We start from the raw sequence: 22953 nt of genomic DNA, 5'->3' as shown, positions 1-22953 counted from the left end.
CGTCTACACCCGTAAGGAACACGGCTTATGTTGTCAGACTCAGTCGACGAATCGGGCGACGAACCCTCAAGCAACGAACCCGCCGGCGAAACAGATCTTCACGCTCAGAAGCGGCGGATACTAATCTGGCTGCTGGTGTGGTCTGCGATAATGGGCGTTGTAGCGATGTTTGAGGACGAAACTCAGGCTGATCCCGTCGTGGATCTTCTGCTGGGGCTTCCGTTCGTGATATTGGGCATCTATTGGTGTCGCACCGACGCGGCTGAACGCGGTCATTATATCGGTGTTCCGATGAGTGCCTGTCTGGTGCTGATGTTTGTACTGGGACTGCCAATCTATCTATTTCAAACACGCGGCCTCAAGGGCATCCTTTCACTGGGATGGCTGCTGCTGTATCTGATCGCGATGGCCGCAAGTTTGATCGCTGGCGCGGTGGTGACTTCCGTAGTGGCCACCGGAGAATTTTCACTCTAAGAACCTGTCCGAAAAGAACCTGTCCGAAAACCTGGGAGGCTCTGGCAGGTTGTCGGATAGGTTCGTGGCGATAGTCCCGAATTGAATTCCGCACCATGGCCCTCCGACGCCGTCGCACAATCGGGGCTGTTGTTCAGGAGGATGCAGGAGCATGCGGCGGCGTTTCGGCACCGTAGAAGGGAACTCATGACGACAACGGAAAGTCACGGTTGACTTAGATCGCGTCAATCCAGGACCGGAAGCCACCGTCAGCAGACGGTGCTTCGACGCCGAGTTCCGCAGTCTGATCATCAGAATCGACCAGCGATTGTGCTTCCCAATCGAAGTTCGCAAAAAGGTCGTCCAGCTCCGATTCGAATCTGAACGCCTGTCGTAAATTTGAGCCGCCGTTATTGCCGCCGAGACTGTCCACGTTGGTGCGAATCTGAGCCGCGGTCAGGGCACTGCTTCCCTTCGACCGAACGATCTGAGCGTTCGTGCCGGAAAGCTTGCAGTGCTGGACGCTCGTTCCGCGCCAATGATGATGTCGTCAAATCCGTCGCCGTTCACGTCACCTGCGCTCGACACCGAACGGCCGGATTCGTCACCCGCGTCGATGCCGTCGAGGCGGAAGCCGGTGGTGCCGTCCAGCGTGCTTAAGTCCACCGCCGAGGCGAAACCGCCCGACTTCCCGAACACCACGTAGCTCTCACCCGCTAAGCGGTCCCCGCCGGGATCGGCCCCGTACGCTCCGATGATGAGGTCGTCGAAGCCGTCCCCGTTCAGGTCACCCGCGCTCGACACCGAAGAGCCAGTTCGGTCACCGGCGTCGCTACCGTCGAGGCGGAAGCCGGTGGTGCCGTCCAGCGTGCTTAAGTCCACCGCTGAGGCGAAACCGCCCGACTTCCCAAACAGCACGTAGGTCTCACCCGCACCGCCGGCCCCGCCGGAAGCCGCATTCCACGCCCCGATGACGAGGTCGTCAAAGCCGTCCCCGTTTACGTCACCCGCACTCGACACCGAAGAGCCAGATCCGTCACCGGCGTCGCTACCGTCGAGGCGGAAGCCGGTGGTGCCGTCCAGCGTACTTAAGTCCACTGTCGAGCCGAAACCGCCCGACTTTCCGAACACTACGTAGCTCTCACCCGCATCGCTGTCCCCGCCGGGATCCGCATAGCGTGCCCCGATGATCAGGTCGTCGAAGCCGTCACCATTCACGTCACCTGCGTTCGAAACCGAACGGCCAGAGAAGTCATCTTCGTCGATTCCGTCGATTCGGAAGCCGCTTGTGCCGTTCAGCGTGCTCAGGTCCACCGCAGAGCCGAAACCGCCCGACTTACCAAACACTACGTAGCTCTCACCCGCACGGCTATCCCCGCCAGGATCCGCACCGGACGCCCCAATAATCAGGTCGTCGAAGCCATCACCGTTCACGTCACCTGCGCTCGACACCGAAACGCCCGACAAGTCACCCGAGTCGATGCCGTCGATGCGGAAGCCAGTGGTGCCGTCCAGGCTTTCCAGTACAGTGGATTGGTGGCGGCCAGCAACAGCCGCGGCTGCAATTGCTGGGCAGAATGCAGGCACGGATTCCGCTGTACCGCCTTCCGCCGACGATCAACGCGACCAAGATCACCGCCCAGACTTTTCAACCATTTCTTCAGCGACATTTTGCAACCCGTCTCCATCTGACGTGGCGGCGAGATCAAAACAACCTCCCCTCGCCCAACTGACGACGCATTGCACGCGAAACGACTACCATATGCAACTCTGGCAACAGTGATTCACCCCGTTGTCCGCTTCGCCGCTGCGCGAGGGTCTCCTGACCCCGAACACTCTCCGCCCCCAGGTCTCCGTCTCCCTCCGCGGGGCGAGCATGGTCGAATGCTGTTTTTTGTGCCTACGCAGCGTCAGGCCCCGTTTTCGAGTGCTGACGCTGGCAGGCTTCGCCCGTCCGCCATCTGCTACTGGCCCGGATATTGGTGGATTGGTGTTTGATACGCGGTAGCTTGACGTTGCAGCCGCAGTGTTTGTGCTCGCTGCAATGGCGCGGTCAGTTCTGGCGGATATTCCGTGCGGATGCGAACATCGGTTACCAGCCACTGCCAGCTGAACCCCAACATCTCACGCAAGGCATTTTCTTCAAGAGCCAGTTCAAACAAATCAAACATCAGAAGTGCACTATCGTAGTCCGTTGTGGAAAACTCGGTTGACCAATAGGCAGAGCCGATCCGCCAATGTTCTACTCGGACTTCAACGTGATAGGTGTTTTCCAACTGTGCGAAATCCTGTGCAGAAACAATCGAGGTTGTGCCGCACAAGAGAAACGCCAAGGCAATAAATCGAGACATGGGAACGTCCTTTCGGGGTTTGAGGTTCGAATCCAGAGGCAACATGCCTCATTCAATTCTCTCAAGCGAAACCCGCGCCATTTTGTTACGCCGAATTTCATCGCTCAACCACGAAATACCTGTAGCGAAATGGGGGCGAGGTCAGGAGACCTTCGCCGAACGCGGCGAGCCCGCCCAATCGTTTAACCCGCAGCCGGAGGCGCAGGTGTGGCCGGACACGGCTATGTCGCAGCGGAAGTGGACGATCTACGGACGCCGCCCCAACGACGCCTGCGCCTCCGGCTACGGGTTAAACGACCTATAACAACGCCAGTCCCACACTTGCTGCCCGTTTACAGCTGCTGCTCCTCACCAACCCGCAACACGCGACGAATCTCGTCGCTTTTGAAGCCCAGTGCCTGAGGCTGCCGCACACCGGGCAATGCCACGACGTCGTACAGTTCCGACACCACGCCTTCAATCCGCACCCAGTGAATGGCGTCGCCGGTTCGCAGGTCGATGATGTGCAGGCCGCAGCGAGGATCGACCTGAGCCTTTTCCAGATTCTGATCCAGATCCAGCCCGGAGAACGTTCGGTTCTCACGCTGCTTCGACAGGCCGATGATCGCGTAGTCACCGTGGAACGACAGACCTCGCTGATAGCCCGGACAGAACGCCACTTCTTCAAACGTGCCTTTGTCGCGATCAATAAAGCCGAAGTGGCCCGTGCCCGAATTCAGTACCCACAACTTATCCTGGTAGACTCGTGGTGAATGCGGCATCGAAAGTCCTTCCGCCACGATTTCGTTGGACGGCACGTCGATCACGCAGCCTCCGTCATGACGCCGATCTCGCCAGCCATCAGCAACGTTGCTGCGACTGACCGCCGTGACGTATTTCGCCTTGCCGTTTTCCAGTGCCAGCCCGTTCAGATGGCAACGGTCTTCGGCAGCCAGACGGTCAATGAAGGGCGGCTTCCACAGAGGCACAAAGCTGTGAGTCTCACTGATTGTTGCCAGGCAGCCGAACAGCGTGTTCACGAAAACCACGCGACCGGAATCTTCAACCGCCACGTCGTGGATATCCAGATCGCCGGTGACGTAAACCACCTGTGGCACGTAAAGTCGGTCGGCCGTTTCCGCTCGCTGACCTTGTTCAAGAACATTCTCAAACCGCCACAACTGATACAGCGACGACAGCCACAACGCCTGGCCGTTTGACCACAAGCCCAGGCACCGATTGAAAGTACGTTCGAAAACCGACAGTTTGCCATCAGGTTTGGTACCCAGCAGGAACAGTTTTCCTGCCTGGTAGGTGGTGAACGCCAGGCTTAGCCTTTGTTCGACCAGCCAGTCCGGAAACTGTCGTGATGACGTGAGTTCGAAAACGGCAGAACCAGACAATGTACAACACTTTCAAGCTGAAGAGTCACGAGCTAAAGGCGATCAAACGACTACAAGCGTTGGCCTAGAGTCGTGCCAGAAAGTAACACCAACGACAATGAGTGGCCAGCGAGCGGTACGGCTTCGTAGTGGTTCACCATCGCCGGCCCGGTGCAGTTGTCGCTGTTTCCGAACGCTTGAGTTCTGTCGCAGATTTCAAGACGATCCGCATCACAGCGCAGGGGACGGTGAAATTTGCCGCTGCGTTGAGTTCACAAGTCAAATCGTTTTCGGAGTTGAAAGCTCGGCGACTTCAGGAAGTCAGGCTTTCGCGCCAGGCAGCAAACATAAGTGAGAACAGGCCCATATGAGTCAGCAAACTTGCCGCTGGGGCATTTTGAGTACCGCTGGTATTGCCATGAAGAACTGGCATTCGATTGCCAATTCGGGCAACGGTCAGGTCGTCGCGGTGGCCAGTCGTGCGACTGAGAAGGCTCAGGCGTTTATTGACGAATGCCAGGCTTCCGCGCCGGTCAGCCAGCAGGTCGATGCCGTTGGCAGCTATGACGAACTTCTGCAGCGAGGCGATATTGACGCCGTTTATGTTCCGCTGCCGACCGGCCTGCGCACGGAATGGGTGGTGAAGGCCGCCAACGCGGGCAAGCATGTGATGGTCGAAAAGCCCTGCGGTGTCACGGCTGCTGATGTGCAGACGATGATTGATGCCTGCAACGCGAACAACGTGCAGTTTATGGACGGCGTGATGTTCATGCACAGTGCTCGGCTGCCTGAGCTTCGTAAAGTGCTGGACGATGGCAACAGCGTTGGCGAGATCCGACGTATCGCCAGTCAGTTCAGCTTCTGTGCGGACGAAGAATGGGTGGGCAGCAACATCCGAGCCAGCAGCAATCTCGAACCCGCCGGCTGCCTGGGAGACCTTGGCTGGTACACGATCCGAATGACGTTGTGGACCATGAACTACGAAATGCCTGTCGAAGTTCGCGGGCGAATTCTGCATGGCGCCAAACGTCCGGACAGTCCGGAAGACGTTCCGATGGAATTCCAGGGCGAACTGCATTTCGCCAGCGGCGTGTCAGCGACCTTCTATAACTCGTTCCGAGGCAACCACCAGCAATGGGTGAACATCAGCGGAACAAAAGGGTACGTCGACGTGAAGGACTTCGTGCTGCCATATTTCGGGAACACGGTTTCGTTTGATGTCGCCAACCACGACTTCGTCACCGACGGTTGCCAGTTCAACATGGAGAAACACCTTCAATCCGTAGCCGTGCCCGAATACGCCAACAACGAAAAGACGGCTCAGGAAACGAATCTGTTCCGCAACTTCTCATCGCTCGTGCTGAGTGGCAAAGTGGATTCTCACTGGCCGGAAATCGCGTTGCAAACGCAGCGCGTGCTGGATGCGGCGTTACAGTCCGCTCGAAATGGCGGCGAAGCTGTCGCGCCGTAGCGTTTTCTGGCTGGCGGAAACTGGAGTTTTGCGGAGAATATCGCTAGGATTCGCTGATCACCGAGAGCTTACCTCGCAAGGACTTTGCGGGGCTTCTCCTGTCACTTCTTTCACACTTCAAACTGAATACAAACTTCCATGGACGCCGTTTTCGAACTCTTCCATAGTCTGGTCAATGTCTTTTGGTCATTGCTGGATGTTGTGGTCGCATTTGTGAAGGTGATTCTGCCGTGGCTGCCTTTGCTGGCGTGGATCGCTTTCTGGTCGCTGGCCGTGAACTGGGTGAAGACCTTCGACATCCTTCGTCGTGGCGGCTTTATCGGTGTCCTGTTGCTGATGTTCGTGGCAGTGATCGTGTGGGGAGCCGTCGCTCCGCCCATTGATGGAGCTCATACGATTTTCGGCCTGACGGTCAGCAACTACGCAGGCAAATTCATCTACGTGACGATGCTGACATGTATCACGCTGCTGTGCGGATCGGTTCAGATGTCGGGCACGTTCGGCAATCTGATCGATTTTTCAGACGAGGATGAAGCTGCCGATGAGCATGGCCATGGGGCTCACGCTCACTAATCTAAAGGCTATCGAGTAATTGCACAGACGCCCGGCTTTTCAACAGAACGCCGGGCTTCTTTATGCCTGTCCGCCAACGCCGGAGATTCCCATGTTTCGTTTCCTTTCGATTCCTGTCTTTCTCATCGCCTCGCTTTCCGACGGCAGTCACGCTGCGGAATGGCCAAGCTGGCGCGGCCCGAACGGCAATGGCGTGGCTAACGGAAGCGGCTATGCAACCGAATGGTCCGCCGACAGCAACATCACGTGGAAACACGCGATCACCGGGATCGGGGCCTCCACACCTGCCGTCACCAACGGCCGAATTTTCTATACCTCGACGCATAACGGGAAGAACCTCGTCACATGCATCGGCATGGACGGAAAGCAGATTTGGCAACACAACTTTGGTAAGTCGCTGGAAGGCAAACAGGGCAAAGACGGCACCGGCGCGAATCCATCGCCGCTGACAGATGGCGAACGCGTTTTCGTGTATTTCAAAAGCGGCGACTTTGGTTGTTTTAATCTGGCCGGCGACCTTGTGTGGCAGACCAACGTCTTCGATCGATTTGCTGAAGTCACCACAGAAACGCTGTGGTGGGATTTGGGCACGTCACCGGTGTTCACCAGCAATGCGATCGTTATCACGATGATGCACACGGGCCCGTCGTATCTTGCGGCCTTCAACCCGGCGGACGGAGAATTGTTGTGGAAGCACGACCGCAAAACAGACGCACCGCGCGAGGCTGCTCAGAGTTACACCACTCCGGTTGTCACAACAAACCCGGATGGTAAAGAAGTTATCGTCGTGACCGGCGCTGACTATGTCACCTGCCACGACGCCTCCGACGGCGCAGAATTGTGGCGTGTGGGCAGCCTGAATCCGGAGCACAACGAGTACTTCCGGTCAATCAGTTCGTCGGTCGCGACCGACGGGATCGTGATCGCGCCGTATGCTCGCGGCGGCACGCTGACCGCTATCAAAATGGGTGGGACTGGCAATGTCACAGATTCACACGTCCTGTGGACGAACAAAGGAACCTCCGCCGATGTCCCAACCCCGACGGTCGCAAACGCACGCGTGTTTGTGTTGCGCGACGTCAAGAATGATCGCGGCACGATCGACTGCCTGGATCTGAAAACAGGCAAGACAATCTGGTCAGGCCAGTTAGAAAAACACCGCATGACATTCCGAGCGTCACCGATTCTGGCAGACGGTAAGCTGTATGTGACTCGTCAGGACGGGGCCGTCTTTGTCATCGACGCGATGGCCGATGAGTTCAAAGTGATCAGCAAGAATGAAATCGGTGGCGAGCACACGGTTGCGACGCCTGTGTTCGTCGATGGAAAGATTCTGCTCCGCACGCAGGAACATATTTACCTGATCGCGGAATAACACCGATAGGGCCGAATTCCTTCAGACGCAGTTCGTTGGTTTCGACAACCGTTTCCAGCGGACTGATACCAACGCAGTGTCTACCGCCCCTTGCCGTCGTACTGCTCGCCGGATTTCAATACGTAAAGACGGATGTCGCGAACGCCTTGCAGTTTGCCGGCAGACGCGGTTGCGACTGCCGCGTTGCGAGCATCGAGAATCACGACGCTGCCTTCACCTAGTACCTGTAGCGTTTTGTTGTGCCACAATACGGCCGTGCGTTCGCCGATGCCCACGCCGATACGCTGCGGGCGGTCGATCACGGCACTCAGCAAACGATTCAATCGACTGCGTTCCACAAAGTGCTGGTCCACGATTAACTCTGGTGCCAGGCCAAGGCCTTTTGTGATCGGCGTGTTGCCGAATCGTAGCGCTTGTTCGTCGGGCGAGTGCGGGATCATGTCCAACGCCATCACGGCGGCTCCGGCGCTGGTGCCGCCGATGACCGTGCCCGCTTTATGTCGAGCAACAATGGTGTCGACGAGGTCCGCTTTCGTCAGAGCTCCCATCAGGCGACTCTGCTGGCCGCCGGGAAACCAAATCAGGTCGGCTGCCTCGATACTTTTTCGAGCCGCCAGCGGGGCGTCAACTTCGACGACCGTAACGCGTGTCGCTCCTGCGTCCTTAAACATCCTGGCAGACGACTGGCCACGATCTTCGCGCGACGATGCCTGAGGCAAAACCACGATGTTGGCCTCTGGTCCTCCTGCCAGTTCCATGGTCTTCACAACCACAGCTTCCGGTGTACCGCCACCGCCGACGATCACCAGCGTGCCTTCTTCGGCAACAGTCAAACCGCAACACAGTAGCCACACCGCGATCAATTGTGCGGGGGCGAACGCGGATTTGAGGACGCTTAGCATTCGGTCTAACCGAGTTCCGGGATCGGACGTCCGCCTTCGACGACAATCGGAATCGGGCGGCCCTGAGTGTTGGTCCAGTGGGCGTTCAAATCGATGCCCAAGTGCTGGAACGTCGTCGCGGCAAGGTCCTGAGGACGCACGACACTTGATTCGATCGCTCCACCACGCCGATCGGTCGAACCGATCACCTGGCCATGGTTCAAGCCACCGCCCGCGACGACCATCGACATCACGTTCGTCCAGTGATCGCGTCCAGCATCTTTGTTGATCACGGGGGCTCGGCCAAATTCGCCCATCATCAGCACCAGCGTGCTGTCCAGGATGCCTCGCTGTTCAAGATCGTTGATCAGCGCGTACAAAGTTCGGTCGACTCGTGGCAGCAGCGGTGTGAGTCCTTTTTCAATGCCGCCCCAGCGAACCTGATCGCCATGATGGTCGAAGTAGCCCCACGCGCCGCTGACCAGCACAAACGTGACGCCGGCTTCCACCAGTCGGCGAGCCTGCAGGGCTTTTTTCGCCATGCTTTCCGTTCCGTAAGCGGCCTTCGTTTCTGCGGATTCTTCGTCAACGTTGAACGCTTTTTGAACCTTGCCGGACAGCACAAGGTCGTAGGCCTGTTGAGTAAATCGGTCCGTTTGATTTAGCGTTTGGTCATTTGCAATGCTGCCACCAAACAGATCCAGCTGTTGACGAATGTTCTGGCGGCTTCGGAAACGGTCGGCTGCGATGCCGGGCGGCATGGCGAACTTGCCCTGCAGTTCGTTGCCTTTCACGGGGGAAAAGTCGCTGCCCATGTGGCCGGCTTCCCACACGTCGGCGGCCCATGAATCGGCCAGCCCCACAAACGGGGGCAGGTCGGCATCGTTGGAACCTCGAAACTTTGCCGCGACTGCACCCATCGATGGGTAACCGTCGCCATCACGACCGTCGTTCGTGCGGCGAGCCAGCGGGTTGCCAGCCTGCATCGTGATTGGTGTGTGGTTGCTGGACGAACAGTCAACCGATCGAATAATGGAAAGCTTGTCCGCGATAGACGCCTGCAATGGCAGGTGCTCAGAAAATCGGACGCCAGGCAGCTTGGTCGGAATCGTTGAGTAGGGGCCTCGAATTTCCGATGGTGCGTCGGGCTTGGGATCCCACATGTCGATATGACTGGGGCCGCCGGACAACCAGAACAGAATGACAGCCTTCTTGTCCGCGGTCGGCGACGTGGATGCTCCCGACGCAGCCTGCAGGCTCATCAGCTGAGCCGCGCTTAAACCACCAAGAGCCGTCATGCCGCTGTTCAAAAACCAGCGACGATTGTGGCGTGTACGAGCGCCAGCGGACGTTGAGGCAGGGCCAAACATGTTGGGACCTTTCAAGGTATCAGGTGGGCGAGTTGTGCTCAGCAAGTTCCGTCACTGAGCTGGGGCGGGACTAATATCGTAAGCGCAACTGATCCGTCACACAATCCTTCGTGCAGAATTGACGCCTACGATGCTGCCGCCACTATCGACCACCGCCCCGGCCGAAACCACCTCTGCCACCAGACTCCCTACCACCGGAATCTCCGCCACGACCCCTGCCGCCGGTATCGCCGCCGCGCCCAAATCCGCCTCGCCCACCAAAATCGCCGCCACGGCCGGACGTGTCGCCGCCTGCGCCTTTTTGAGACTGAAAGAAGGCGATTGCCTGGGTGTAGCGTTGAGTAAATTGTTCGGCGGACATGGCTTCGACTTTGATACCCGCCTTTTCAAACATGGGTCGAATTCGGCGACTGGCGTCAAATTCTTCCATGCTGATTTTGCCGTCTTTGTCTTTGTCCATCATCGGGAAGTAGCGTTTTGCCGTCTCCTGATGCTTCTGTTGTTCTTCCTTAGACATGTTTGCAATCGCGGCGCTTCCTTTGCCGCCGATGGTTGTCGCTCCGTTTGCGCTGACAATTGTCAGACGCGGGCGAGCATACTTTTCCGCCATTTTGGCCAGCATCTGTTCGCCGCTGGAGGCGACATCGTCGTAGTCTTTCAGTTCGCGCGGTGTCAGCAGGCCGTCGAAGTCGGAGTCAATTTCGTCGAACAGATCCAATTCGTCACGGCGAGCCGTCATCCATTCGTACAAAGCAACCTGACCGTCGAAGTCGGTATCCAGCTCACTCCATTTTGGCGGAAGGTCAATCGTCATCCGTTCTTTGTCTCGTGCTCGAAACGGAGCCGAAGGCGTGTACGCGGTCCGGTTGCCTGCTGACGCATTTTCACTGGCTGGTGATGGCCGCTGCCCGAACGACGAACCGCCTTCTTCGCGAGCCCTCATGAATTGTTCACGCATGTTGTTGCGGAATTCGTCGACACTCACGCCAGCCTGCAGCTTGATGCCACGTGCTTCCATCATCTGCTTAAACTGAGGCGGCATACGGTCCAGCTCGGATTGGTCAATGCGGCCATCGCCGTTGGCATCCATGGTGGGCCGTCCACCACCGGGAGGACCTCCGCCAAATCCACCGCGAGTCTGCCCGCCGCCGAATCCACCGCGTGAACGACCGCCTTCCTCGCCGCCGCCGCGACCACCGAATCCGCCTCGGTCACCCCGATCTCCACCGCGCTGAGCGTCAGCGGTTGGCTGGAAGGCCAGAAGCAAGGTGAGAACTAAGGTTGTGGCTATCGTTTTCATTGCGTGGAACCCCTTTTGAGGAGTCGATTGGGCAGATTAATGGACAAGGTCCTAATTGAGCAAACCCCGAAATTGTGCCTGAGTATCGCGGTGTTCGCCAGATTGGCAAACAAATTTACAAGGAAAGCCGGCGCAGCAGCGACGTACTGACACAAAGACTTCAAATGGCCGGTTCCGCCCCATTTTGACGTTTGGTACATTGTCACAACCCGCATCTCCCACGCAGACTGCCTAAATTGCTTGCTTCGCGGGATTCAGACCGAAGAATACTGCGGATTCACGTCGAATTCATAGAATAGAGAGGCTCTTACCGACGCCAGGCGGGGTTTTGGCCAGTGTGAATATTGCCTGTCATTGGCGAATTCACTTCTATAGTCCCTCGAGCCATTGCGTTCCAAAGTGGTCTATTTCACGAAGTCATGCACTGGTAATAGCCGTTTGCGAGCTAGCTCCGGTTTGACCGCATATTCAGAACCCAAGCCTGCCCGGATGAAGGCATAAAATCGATGATTCGAGCCACCATGAAATCGAATTCTGCAAGGACACTTCTGTTAGCTCTCGCCTGCGCAATGATGTCACCTGAGGTGATGGCTCAGCGCGGTCGTGGGTCAGAAACGGATTTGCTGCGGAGCGATGCGGTTTATGCTGAGCTGGGACTGTCGGATGAGACGGCCAATAAGCTGCAGGAACTGAAGGCCGCTTCTGAGTTTGATCGCGACTACTTTGCCAAGGCAAGCCAGCAGATTCGCGACGCGGAGACCGACGAAGAAAAGAACCGTCTGCGTCAGGAAATGGGCGACAAGATCCAGGCTCAGCGCACGATGTTTCAGGACAAAGCTCCCACTCTGCTTAGCCAAAGCGAACGCGCGAAACTTCGCGGGCTGTACCTTAAGAACAGCGGTCCTCGCGGACTTGCCAGTGACAGCATTGCGGAAGACTATGGCCTGACGGACGAGCAGAAAAAGAAGCTGGACGAGCTTTACGGCCAACGTCGTAGTGCTGCCCGGCAACTTGATTCAAACGCTTCGGAAGAGGACCGCGAAAAGTTCGAAGACGAATGGCAGGCGAAATATCTGGCCGTGCTGACGCCGGAACAGAAGTCGCGATTCGAAAAAGACCTCAGCCAGGCACCTGCGCCACGCGAGCAAGTGGCGTCCAGTGATAGTCGCGACTCGTCCGGTGCGCCGGCAGCGATGGCTCAAAGTCCGGCTGACAGACCTGCCGGTGCAGCGGCCGCACCTGCGATCTCCAACAAGCCCCCGGAAGGCGAAACAGCCACGCTTAGTTTTGGCGACGCCGCTGGCGGCCCGCGTCGAATCGTGGACGAATTCAGCTTTAACTTTAAGTATGCACCGTGGGATCAGGTGCTGCAGATGTTTGCCGATGCCACCGGTTTGACGCTGGACCTGAACAAGGTTCCGCCAGGTACGTTCAGTCACTTAGACGACCGAAAGTATGACGCCAAAAAGGCGCTGGACATCATGAACGGCTACTTGCTTCGCAAGGGGTTCGGCATGTTTCAGAAAGATCACTTCCTGATCGTGATCAACCTGGACGACGGCATTCCGCCCAGCCTGCTGCGAGACGTCACGATCGAAGAGTTATTGACCATCGGCCCCAATCAGGTGGTGGGTGATAACGAGTTAGTGAATGTGCCAATTGAAATTTCGGAAATGGATACCGCCAAAGCGGCTCAGGAAATCGAACCGCTGGTCGGACCGTGGGGAAGCATGATTGCCCTCACCGAATCTCGCCTGCTGATTGTGACGGATATCGGATCGAACCTGCGACGCATCCATCGCCTGCTAACGGAAGCGATGTCGAAATCGAAGCCGGATGCGATGTTGTTCAATGCTTATTCACTGAAATACATGGACGCTGAGGAAGCTGAAATTCAGGTGATGACGCAGTTCGGCATGCGTCAAAATGTCGCGAACGTTACGTCCGGGGCACAGGAGCAATCTCGGATGCAGTCTCGTTCACGAGGCGGTACACCGACGCCACAACCTCAGCCAGCTTCAAAAACAGAATCCCCCATTCAGATCGCATCAGACCTGCGGTTGAACAGTCTTCTGGTCACGGGAACCGCCAAACAACACGCGTTGGTCAAAGAAATTCTCGCGTTCGTGGATGTCGGCGAAGGGCCCGACGGTAAGCCACTGACGCGAGGTCGCAAAGGCACCTATCTGGAAGTCTACGAAGTCAAATCTTCAGACGCTCGCGAAGTGGCCAGTACTCTGACCGCGATGAATATGCCAGGCGTGACGGTCGTTAACGAAGATGGCCGCAACGGTCGAATTCACATCATGGCCAGTGAGCGACAGCATCAGGAAGTCGCAATGCTGGTGCGGCAACTGGACGGGGCAGGGTCCATCGGTTCGGTGGCTGTGATTCCGCTTTCTCAAATGGATCCCGTGTCGGCCGCCGCGACGTTACGATCGCTGTTCTATTCCGACGGCGACGATGCTCCCACGATTGAAACCGACCTGTATGGCCGGCGATTAATCGTGCGAGGCAGCATTGATCACATTACTCAGATTAAGCAGGTTCTGGCTGATCTGGGTGAAGACGGATCAGGCGTTCGTGATCGCGGCGACGGTGGCACAGTGCGACGTCTGTCCATGCAGGGCCGCGATCCTCAGGACTTTCTGAAACTTCTGAAAGCCAACTGGGATGCCAACGAATCAACCAAGCTGAAGATCATGGAGCTGGAAGAATCCGGACCAGTGAAAAGTCGCCAGACATCGGATGGCGAACTGCCACTGGAAACCGAACAACTGCGTCCAGCGGCTGAGCGGCCTCGGGAATCAGACGCGCCTCCAGTTTCGAAACGCGAAGACCCCAAGCTAAACGTACCAGAGCCAGAGATCACTCAGGCACCGGTTAAACCAAGCGGTCGCGGTTCTGGTTTTTCAGCTAGCTCAACGGAAACGCGAAGCACAGGTTCAGTCGTTTCATTAAGTGCACTGGCGTTAAGTCAGTCGCCGCTGTTCGCAATGCGTGAACGAAGTACGGGGATCTCTTCGAGTTCAACCGCGGCGGCAAAGCAGGCCGAACACATTCAGACTCGCGCATTGTGGAGTCCGAACGGGCATCCTGATGAAGACGCTGAGAAAGAGACGCCAGACAAAGCTGCAGAACAGTCGTCTGAAGACAACGAGCCGCTTGAGATTATCGTGCAGGGAGACGACTTGATCCTGTCGTCGTCGAACGAAAAAGAACTGGATCGTTTGGAAGATCTGTTCGATATGCTGCAGCAGACGATCCCCTTCAAGCCGGAATACACTCAGTACTTTTTGAAGTCGGCAGATGCTCTGGAAGCGTCCGACATGCTGGCTCAATTCTTCCCCAGCAGTTCCGTCGCCACCACCAGCAGCAGCATGGGTGGCAGTATGCTGGGTAGCCTGGCGGGCGGTTTCTCGGACCTTGGCGGCAGCCTGATGGACGCCACCGGACTTAGCGGTCTGGGCGGGGCATCGAATTCGCTGAAGATCATCCCGGAACCTCGCACAAATTCGCTGTTTCTGACGGGCCCGCCGATTATGGTCAAAGACGCGATTTCTTTGCTTAAGGTTTTGGATTCCAACGACGGCCCGGATTCGCTGAAGGATATGCAACCACGTAAAATCCTGGTCGACTACGCCGATGTGAACGACGTGAAGAGCATGCTGGACGATTTGTTCAAGACATATCTGGAAGCTCAGGCCCAGGGCAGGAACGCTCAACAGCAAAATCCACTGGCGGCTATGTTTGGTGGCGGCGGCCGAGGCGGTGCCGGCAACGAAGCGGCTCAGGTGCGAATGCACTTGACGGTTGACCAGCAAAACAGCCTGATTCTGGTGAACAGTAGCTTGGAATTGTTCGAAGCCGTCGAATCTGTTGTTAAGGACTTAGACACGGCGGCGAAGGACGCGAATCGCATGATTCGAGTCATCCAATTGAAGAACGCCGACGCGACCATGATTCAACAGTCACTGACATCGTTGTTGCCTCGAGTCTCAGTATCGTCGTCCAGCACAAGCGGTCGAACGTCATCATCCAGCAGCAACGACAGTAATTCTGGCGGCGGCGACAACAAAGCGGCCGAAGCAGCCCAGCAGGCTCAACGTGAAGCGTTTATGCGAGCGATGCAGCAACGAGGGGCTCAAGGCGGCGGCGGAGCAGCGGGCGGTGGGGGACAGCGTGGCGGCGGTGGTCGAGGTGGATTCGGTGGCGGCGGTCGCGGTGGCGGCGGCGGACGTGGTGGAAGGTAGTAACCAATTATGGAACTCGGACAACTACTCGTCGATGAAGGCCTTGTGTCGCAGGAGCAGCTTAAGCTGGCTCGTGGCGAACAAAACGGCTCGCGCATTGATCAAACTCTGATCAAGATGGGCCTCGTCACAGAAGACGCCGTCCTGAAGACGCTATCCGCCGAATTCGGCATGGCCTACGTCGACCTCAAAGACGTGACGGTCGACACCGAACTCCTTTCCAAATTTCCCACGTCGGCCATCTACCGACATTCACTGCTGCCGTTGTATCGCGAAAACGGACACGTCGTTGTTGCGACCGACGATCCACTAAACCTGGAAGGTCTGGACGAACTCGGCACCGTCAGCGGGCTGCGTCTGGAACCTGTCCTTACGCGTAGTCAGGAACTCGGCACACGCATTCGAGAACTGCTGGGCGTCGGCGGCGACACGATCAACGAACTGGTCCGCCAACGTAGCGAAGATGGCATCGAACTTCTCGAAGAAATCGAAGAAGACCACGGCGAACTCGGTGAAGGAGCACAAGCGCCGTCGGTTATTCGCCTTGTTAACGAGCTGCTGATCGAAGCCGTCAAGCTGGGCACCAGTGACGTTCATATCGAACCACAGGAAAGCGGTTTACGAGTCCGCTACCGCATCGACGGGATGCTGCGAATTCAATCCACGCCGCCGGAGATCAATCACTTCTTCTCCGCAATCGTCACGCGACTGAAAATCATGTCGCACCTTAACATCGCGGAAAAGCGTTTGCCGCAGGACGGGCGAATCAAGCTGCGAGTCATGGGGCGTGAGGTCGATGTTCGTGTGTCGATTATCCCGATGGCTCATGGCGAAGGCGTCGTGATGCGTCTTCTGGACAAAGCCAAGATGACGTTCGACCTCAAGAACGTCGGCATGCCGCCAACCATCATTAAGCGTTTCCGCAGCCTGATCGAACTGCCTCACGGAATCATTCTTGTTACCGGCCCCACGGGTAGTGGTAAATCAACGACGCTTTACAGTGCGTTGAATGAGATCAAGAATCCGGAAACCAAGATCATTACGGTCGAAGATCCGGTGGAATATCAGATGGACGGAATCAGTCAGATTCAGGTCCACAGTCGCATCGGCCTGACTTTTGCCGCCGGCCTTCGCAGCATTCTGCGACATGACCCGGACGTCGTACTGATCGGGGAAATTCGAGACGGCGAAACGGCTCAGGCAGCTATTCAGGCGGCTTTGACTGGTCACGTCGTCTTCAGCACATTGCACACCAACGACGCGCCGAGTGCCTTCACGCGACTGGTGGACATGGGCGTCGAACCGTACCTTGTGGCGAGCACCGTGGAAGGCGTTTTGGCTCAGCGGCTGGTGCGACGATTGTGCAAAGACTGCAAGCGCCAAGTCGCAGTTTCCGCTGCCGACGTGCCGGAAGACTTTCCGAAGGAACTGGCTCCTGAGTTCATTTACGAACCGGTCGGCTGTCGCGAATGCACAGAAACGGGTTACTCAGGCCGAGTGGGCGTGTTCGAACTGATGTCGACGGACAGCAAGCTTCAGGAACTGTGTGCCAACAACGAAAGTTCCACCACGATTCGCCGCCACGCCCTGCAGCACGGCATGACCACTCTGCGGCAAAGTGGCTGGGAACAGGTGATGGAGGGCGTCACCAGCGTCGAAGAGGTCGTGCGTATCACCCGCGGGGACCTTGTTATTTAGCAGAGCCATGCGGGGAGAACGGCGAATCGTATCCCTTCGACTTCCTACCTTTTGCTCTCCGCGTTTGATTTTCTATGCCCGACTTCGATTACATCGCTCGAGAACTCTCCGGCAAGCAGGTGACGGGAACGCTCACCGCTACCAGCGAAAAAGATGCGCTGTCTGTGCTGCAGTCGAAGAGTTTGTTTCCGATGTCGATCGGGATGTCCGAGGAAACTCGCAAGCAGGTCGTGTCGGGTTCCAAACGAGTTCCCGGTAAGTACCTCACCACATTCTACAATCAGCTTGCCGACCTTCTGCGATCGGGCGTTCCGTTGCTGCGTTCGCTGCAGTTGCTGGAAGGCCAGACGTCACACGCCGCGCTGAAGTTTGTCACTCAGGACATCCGCGAACAAATCGCGGACGGTAGCCGTTTGAACGATGCGATGCGCCGGCACCCGAAAGCCTTCAACAGTCTGACCGTCAGCATGGTCAAGGCGGGCGAAGAAGGCGGCTTTCTGGAAGACGTACTGGCCCGAGTGGCCGCGTTCAACGATCATCAGGAAGAACTGAAAGGCAAGGTCACCGGAGCGATGGTGTACCCGCTGTTTCTGTTCGGCGTGGGAACCGTCATCATCACGGTGTTGCTGGTTTGGTTCGTTCCGGAATTCGCCAACATTTTCGCTCGCATGCGAGAAGACGGCAGCCTGCCATGGGCCACGACGACTCTGCTTTCCTTCAGCGACAGCTTGCAGGAATGGTGGTACGTCATTGTCCCCGCGATTATCGCGGCGGTGTTCGGCGTTTTTTATTGGTACAACGATAACGAAGAAGCTCACGACCAGTGGGACCGCATTAAGCTGCAGCTGCCGGGTCTTGGCCCGATTGTGAGGAACCTCGCGGTGGCTCGCTTCTGCCGAATGCTGGGCACGCTGCTGGGCAACGGAGTTCCAATTCTGCAATCGCTGCGAATCGCCAAAGACGCCAGCGGCAACGTCGTGCTTAGCGAAGCCATCGGCAACGCAGCAGACAACGTATCCGGCGGTAAGTCACTCGCAATTCCGCTGCGAGCCTCCGGCCAGTTTTCGCGCGAGATTGTGGAAATGATTTCGATTGGCGAAGAAGCGAACAATCTGGAAAACGTACTGATCGGTATCGCAGACAGCACAGAAAAATACACCAGCCGGAAGATCGATGTTGTCGTACGAATGCTGGAACCCGTGATGCTGCTGTTTATGGCGACGATCGTCACGTTTGTGATCGCCGCATTGCTGTTACCAATTCTGAACATGTCCACGATGCAGTAAGAATTGAGCATGAAATACAATAAAGTGGGGAAACAATCGAACAGGAATTTGGACGCCGGGGTTTACGCCAGTTAGCCGTCCCCTACTCACACAACAAAACATGGCCTTCGGAAGGTCTCGAACGTAAATCAGGAAAAGCAGAATCATGAAATCCATCAAACGACAGGCTCAACATTCACTTCGCGCGGCGTTTACGCTGTTGGAACTTCTGATCGTACTGGCGATCATCGTCGCCATCGCAGCGATGGTGGCTCCCAACCTGATTGGGAATCAGCAGACCGCTCAAATTCGTATCGCACGAACAACCGTGAAGAACATTGAGGAAGCCGTTAAGCGCCGAGCCGTCAAGAACAACGGTCAATACGTCGAAGAAACCGGTACGCAACCGATTGCCGATCTTGCCGAACCATTCACGGATGCGTTGAACAACGTTCACCCGCCAGAACTGGAAGAAGTGCCAGTCGACCCTTGGAACAATCAATTTCAATACTCCTACAGTTCCGGTAGCGGCGAACTGAAGCCACGTATCTGGTCAACAGGACCGAATGGCCAGGACGGCGACGACGACGACATCAGCAACGACAAGCGTGAAATCAAGTAGCGGCTGAACCCTTGTTCCAAAACGATTGGCACCAAGGGATTCATGACCACGCAACCAACAGGCAGAAGCCCGGCTTTTCACAGAAGCCGGGCTTCTGCTGCCGTATGCATCTGAAAATCGAACAGCGTTCTCATGCCAGCACGACGTCGACAATTCCATTCAGCTGCCTCGCCACGTGGCGGGTTTTCGCTGTTTGAATTGCTGATTGTGATGTCAATTCTGGTGACCGTTGCCGCGATGGCTGCGCCGAACCTGATGGTTCGCATGCGAGAGAGCAAAGTGTTCGAAGCGGCCGATGAGGTCCGCGAACTCATGGGCGAAGCACGCCGCATCGCCATCGATACTGGTATCGACTACGAGTTCCGCTATGAGCTGAACGGCTCAAACGTTGTCGTCCTTCCGTCTGAACTCGAACAGAATACAGACGAGGCCAAAGGTACCAGCACAACCATCGACAAGTACGTCCGCATCTCGCTGGAGTTGTCAGAAGACATCCGACTGCAGGCGGCCGAAGGCGTGGAAGAATTGGCGTCGCGGCTGGAACCCGTCATGTTCGGCGAATTGGGGGCTGAGTTATCACAGAAGCAATGGTCCGCTCCGTTGATGTTTCGTTTCGATGGTACGTCTGATGATTTCGAATTGCGAGTTCAGAACGACGACGATTTGACGTCGACGATTACCGTTCGAGGCCTCACCGGAGCCGCTCGCACATCGCCCGTTTATCAGGAGTCGAACTGATGAAGGCGGTTCGGCGAAGACTTGCACCAAAGCGCAGTGTGGCTGCTCGCGGCTGCTGTGATTTGCGTGCCGCATCGTTCAGCCAGCCTCCTGACCACCGACAGCAACACGTCACGCGCTCCGGCCTGACGCTGCTGGAAGTCCTTGTTTCAACGGCCATCTTTCTGGGAGCCCTCACGGCCATCATGCAGGTCATGCGAGTCGGCCACGATTCTCGCCTGAGTGCCAGAATGGACGCTGAATGCGCCCTGCGTTGCGAATCTGTGATGGCTGAAATCGTGTCTGGCATTCAGCAACCGGTTGCCGTTTCGAATCAGCAGTTTGATGGCGATGCGGATGAGAACTGGGTGTATTCGGTCGAAGTCGGCGACGGCGGCGGAACCAGCCTGCTACTGGTGACAGTTCGCGTGCAATACTCAACCGGCGAAGACACACCCATCAGCCAGTTTCAGCTCTCACGACTGATGCGCGATCCACAATTATTCCTCGACGCAGCCATGTCTGCCGAAGACACGGAGGAATAACGATGGATAAAACCAGATGCAAAAGGGGAGTTGCCATCGCCAAAACACGGCCTGCCGCGCGCACGCGTCTGTCGCGACGGGCTACTGGCAACTCGCAACGTCCTTCCGCCTTCACTTTGCTTGAAGTCATACTGGCCATCGGGCTCACAACGTTGCTGATGGCCGCTCTTTACACCGCTATGAACGTCTACTGGACGATGGCGATGGAAAGCTACGACGAAATTCAACGAGCTCAAATCGCTCGGGCGCTGCTGCGAGACATGGCTCGCGATATTCAGTCGTGCACCTTCATCGAACAGCAGACCACAGAATCCGACTCCGACGAAGACGATGCCGACAACAGCGCGGCGGATGCGGATACCGCGTTAAGCACCTACACGAACGGATTATTCGGAACGGACAAAGACCTTGTGCTGTATATGAGTCGCCCGTCACCGGATCCGGGCAACTATGTGAGTGCTCAGGATCTTTTGCTGCCCAGCGACCGCAGCAGCGATGCCATTATCGCTCGGTACCTGCTGGTACAGGACGGCGGCAGTGGACTGGCCGGTCAGTTCGCCGCAGATCTATCGGCCGCAAACATCACCGACCCCGTGAAGGGCCTGGCCAGAATGGAAGGCGATATGGCGGGCCTGAGTAACGCCATTGCGACGGGTGACGTCGACATGCAGCTGAATGCGACAAAAATGCTGGCGACAGAAGTTGCGGGGCTAAGTTTCGAATACTACGACGGAGTTGACTATGTCACCGAATGGGACAGCACAGCGTCGAATGCAATGCCGCTGGCCATTGTCATCGAAATCACACTTCGCAGCCTGCCAAACCCAAACGACGATCGTCCCGCCGAACAGCAGCAGGGCTACCTGAACCCGACCGTGCATCGCCTTGTCGTACCAATTCCTGTCGCCAAACCGTTTGTGGGTGAGGGGGCGTTATGAAAAATCACAGCCATCAATCGAACCATTCCACCTCCCCCCAACGCAGCGGAGGGGGAGGTCGGCCGAGCGAAGCAACGGCCGGGAGGGGGCCTGCTCACTCAACCGCTCCCTGCCTTCGACGGGAGGGGTTGCCGAAGTGCGTCAGGTCGGTCGGAAGCCTTGGCGACATCCACCACGAAAACCCGCGTCGACGAGGCTTTGTTCTTGCTGTGGTCACCATCTCCATCGTGATCCTGGCACTCGGAGCATACAACTACACCGACACCATGCTGGTGGCTCACGAAGCGGCCATGATGGGCGGTCGAGACGTGGTGGCTCGCACCGCCGCAGAATCGGCCATTCAGTTTGCAGCCACTCGAGTGATGGAACGCGATCTCGATCCCGAAATCAATTTGTTCCACGATCCGACCAACTTTCGAGGCCGATTGTTAGTCGAATCTTCCAGCCCGCGCAGCCAGGTTCGTTTTTCGATTGTGGCGTTCGACGAAGCAAACATTGATCAGGGCGGAATTCGCTTTGGGCTGGCATCAGAGAATTCAAAGTTCAACCTCAACCAGTTGCTGGTGCTGGATCAACTGGAAGAGAACGTTCCCGAAGAAGAGCGACTTGGGCTGGCCTACATGGCGCTGGTCAACATCCCCAACATGACCGACGACGTCGTTGATGCGATTCTGGACTGGCTGGATTCGGACGAAGACCGGCGTCCGGGTGGTGCTGAATCGGACTACTACGAAGGCCTGACAGTTCCGTACTCATGCAAGAACGGAGCGATGGAGTCGATCGACGAACTGTTGAAAATTCAAGGTGTCACGCCGGAACTGTTCTACGGCGAAGACCGCAACCTTAACGGACTGCTGGACGCGGGGGCCGGCGAAGACCTTAACGAAAACGGGATTCTGGATCTTGGTTGGAAGGATTACCTGACAGCATCCAGCCGTGAACGCAACTCGACACCCGACGGCGAATCGAAAATCAACCTGAACATGGGTGAGATGACAGAACTGTACGACGCCGTTGAGGAACTTTTCGGCGAAGAAGCGGCCAGCTTCATTGTCGCGTTTCGACTTGCCGGCACAGACTACGTCGAAGCAGGTCAGCCGGACACTCAGTCAGGCATTCAGGACCAGATTTCCCGCAACAACATCGATCTTACGATTGTTCCGACGTATCAGTTCAGTTCGCTTTACGACTTGATCGCCGGAGAAACTCTGCCAACCAAGATGATTTCCGGCACCGATCAGTCCTTCGTCAGTCCATGGTCTGAAGACGCCAACACCCTGCTGAATGTCTTTCCCGATCTGGAACAAAACCTGACGATCACTGATGACGCGTACATCGAAGGCCGCATCAACATTAACCAGGCTCGCCGCGAAGTCTTGCTTTCGATTCCGAACATCACCGAAACCGCTCCGGACGACATTATTGCGTCACGTCCTGCGCTTGAGATGACTGGCGGTTCTTCCACCGTTATGTCTCGCCGCAATACGGCCGCGTGGATTTTGGCGGAAGGGATCGTCGACCTGCCAACACTGCGAGCCATGGGGCCATACATCACAACTGGCGGCGACGTGTACCGTTTTCTGGCCATCGGCCACTACGACGAAGGCGGCCCGACCACTCGCCTGGAAGCAATGATCGACGCCACCGTGTATCCGCCGGCCATCATGTCTGTCCGCGACCTGACAAAGCTTGGTCGAGGCTACCACCCGTCGCTGCTGCTGGACTCCGATTCCGGCCGCTGATAGTTGGGTCGGGCGAGCGAATTACCTGCGTTGGCTTA

At 56.9% G+C, this 22953-nt stretch carries 20 protein-coding genes; 13 read left to right on the top strand and 7 right to left on the bottom strand.

What is annotated here, in order from left to right; all coding sequences use genetic code 11:
• Positions 1-27: 27 nt before the first annotated feature.
• On the top strand, positions 28-474 hold the full coding sequence (locus Fuma_RS06625) for a hypothetical protein (protein ID WP_077023435.1): 447 nt from the start codon (positions 28-30) through the stop codon (positions 472-474).
• Between the two features lie 214 nt (positions 475-688).
• Here Fuma_RS06625 and Fuma_RS06620 read toward each other — a convergent pair whose 3' ends face one another.
• The 3 genes from Fuma_RS06620 to Fuma_RS06610 form a co-directional block, all read right to left on the bottom strand.
• Positions 689-886, bottom strand: a complete 198-nt coding sequence (locus Fuma_RS06620) for a hypothetical protein (protein WP_077023434.1) — start codon at positions 884-886, stop codon at positions 689-691.
• Between the two features lie 23 nt (positions 887-909).
• Entirely contained in the window at positions 910-2040 is a 1131-nt protein-coding gene (locus Fuma_RS06615; RefSeq protein WP_077023433.1) for an integrin alpha, read from the bottom strand.
• A 377-nt stretch (positions 2041-2417) separates the two neighbouring features.
• The gene (locus Fuma_RS06610; protein WP_145944017.1) at positions 2418-2804 is read right to left on the bottom strand and encodes a hypothetical protein; all 387 of its coding nucleotides are present in this window, start codon (positions 2802-2804) and stop codon (positions 2418-2420) included.
• Between the two features lie 43 nt (positions 2805-2847).
• Between Fuma_RS06610 and Fuma_RS06605 the strand changes: the two genes are divergently transcribed.
• The gene (locus Fuma_RS06605) at positions 2848-3108 is read left to right on the top strand and encodes a hypothetical protein (protein ID WP_077023431.1); all 261 of its coding nucleotides are present in this window, start codon (positions 2848-2850) and stop codon (positions 3106-3108) included.
• A 28-nt stretch (positions 3109-3136) separates the two neighbouring features.
• Here the strand turns inward: Fuma_RS06605 and Fuma_RS06600 are convergent, their stop codons facing one another.
• Complete coding sequence (locus Fuma_RS06600; protein WP_077023430.1) at positions 3137-4186, bottom strand: TIGR03032 family protein; 1050 nt, start codon at positions 4184-4186, stop codon at positions 3137-3139.
• A 346-nt stretch (positions 4187-4532) separates the two neighbouring features.
• Here Fuma_RS06600 and Fuma_RS06590 point away from each other — a divergent pair, with 346 nt between their 5' ends.
• The 3 genes from Fuma_RS06590 to Fuma_RS06580 all read left to right on the top strand — a co-directional run bounded on the left by Fuma_RS06590 (position 4533) and on the right by Fuma_RS06580 (position 7584).
• Positions 4533-5636 carry a Gfo/Idh/MocA family protein gene (locus tag Fuma_RS06590; RefSeq protein WP_077023428.1) on the top strand — a complete coding sequence of 368 codons (1104 nt, stop codon included), beginning with the start codon at positions 4533-4535 and terminating at the stop codon, positions 5634-5636.
• Between the two features lie 138 nt (positions 5637-5774).
• Entirely contained in the window at positions 5775-6209 is a 435-nt protein-coding gene (locus Fuma_RS06585; protein WP_077023427.1) for a hypothetical protein, read from the top strand.
• A 91-nt stretch (positions 6210-6300) separates the two neighbouring features.
• On the top strand, positions 6301-7584 hold the full coding sequence (locus tag Fuma_RS06580; RefSeq protein WP_077023426.1) for an outer membrane protein assembly factor BamB family protein: 1284 nt from the start codon (positions 6301-6303) through the stop codon (positions 7582-7584).
• Positions 7585-7664: 80 nt separating this feature from the next.
• Here Fuma_RS06580 and Fuma_RS06575 read toward each other — a convergent pair whose 3' ends face one another.
• The 3 genes from Fuma_RS06575 to Fuma_RS35150 form a co-directional block, all read right to left on the bottom strand.
• Positions 7665-8486, bottom strand: coding sequence for a cyanophycinase (locus Fuma_RS06575; RefSeq protein WP_083731855.1), 822 nt, complete (start codon positions 8484-8486; stop codon positions 7665-7667).
• A gap of 5 nt (positions 8487-8491) precedes the next feature.
• Entirely contained in the window at positions 8492-9835 is a 1344-nt protein-coding gene (locus Fuma_RS06570; RefSeq protein WP_083731854.1) for a DUF1501 domain-containing protein, read from the bottom strand.
• A 142-nt stretch (positions 9836-9977) separates the two neighbouring features.
• Entirely contained in the window at positions 9978-11135 is a 1158-nt protein-coding gene (locus Fuma_RS35150) for an EF-hand domain-containing protein (protein WP_158520877.1), read from the bottom strand.
• A 569-nt stretch (positions 11136-11704) separates the two neighbouring features.
• Between Fuma_RS35150 and Fuma_RS35675 the strand changes: the two genes are divergently transcribed.
• The 8 genes from Fuma_RS35675 to Fuma_RS06525 all read left to right on the top strand — a co-directional run bounded on the left by Fuma_RS35675 (position 11705) and on the right by Fuma_RS06525 (position 22915).
• Positions 11705-15388 carry a secretin N-terminal domain-containing protein gene (locus Fuma_RS35675; protein WP_218922399.1) on the top strand — a complete coding sequence of 1228 codons (3684 nt, stop codon included), beginning with the start codon at positions 11705-11707 and terminating at the stop codon, positions 15386-15388.
• Between the two features lie 9 nt (positions 15389-15397).
• Positions 15398-17086, top strand: a complete 1689-nt coding sequence (locus tag Fuma_RS06555; protein ID WP_077023422.1) for a GspE/PulE family protein — start codon at positions 15398-15400, stop codon at positions 17084-17086.
• Between the two features lie 74 nt (positions 17087-17160).
• Positions 17161-18372, top strand: coding sequence for a type II secretion system F family protein (locus Fuma_RS06550; RefSeq protein ID WP_077023421.1), 1212 nt, complete (start codon positions 17161-17163; stop codon positions 18370-18372).
• A 145-nt stretch (positions 18373-18517) separates the two neighbouring features.
• A complete protein-coding gene (locus Fuma_RS06545) occupies positions 18518-18973 on the top strand; it encodes a type II secretion system protein GspG (RefSeq protein ID WP_077023420.1) in 456 nt (151 codons plus the stop codon).
• 132 nt (positions 18974-19105) lie between these two features.
• Positions 19106-19711, top strand: a complete 606-nt coding sequence (locus Fuma_RS06540) for a pilus assembly FimT family protein (protein ID WP_077023419.1) — start codon at positions 19106-19108, stop codon at positions 19709-19711.
• Positions 19711-20235 (top strand): hypothetical protein, encoded by a 525-nt coding sequence (locus Fuma_RS06535; RefSeq protein ID WP_077023418.1) that lies wholly within the window; start codon positions 19711-19713, stop codon positions 20233-20235. Before Fuma_RS06540 ends, Fuma_RS06535 begins: the two co-directional genes overlap by 1 nt.
• 2 nt (positions 20236-20237) lie before the next feature.
• The gene (locus Fuma_RS06530) at positions 20238-21173 is read left to right on the top strand and encodes a hypothetical protein (RefSeq protein WP_145944016.1); all 936 of its coding nucleotides are present in this window, start codon (positions 20238-20240) and stop codon (positions 21171-21173) included.
• Between the two features lie 209 nt (positions 21174-21382).
• Positions 21383-22915: a type II secretion system minor pseudopilin gene (locus Fuma_RS06525; protein WP_077023416.1), complete on the top strand. Its 1533-nt coding sequence runs from the start codon at positions 21383-21385 to the stop codon at positions 22913-22915.
• The last annotated feature ends 38 nt before the right edge of the window (positions 22916-22953 follow it).

It is taken from the genome of Fuerstiella marisgermanici, assembly GCF_001983935.1.
Classification (GTDB): Bacteria; Planctomycetota; Planctomycetia; order Planctomycetales; family Planctomycetaceae; genus Fuerstiella; species Fuerstiella marisgermanici.
Note: the sequence above shows the minus strand (reverse complement) of the source record. Positions and strands in the feature narration are given on the sequence as shown.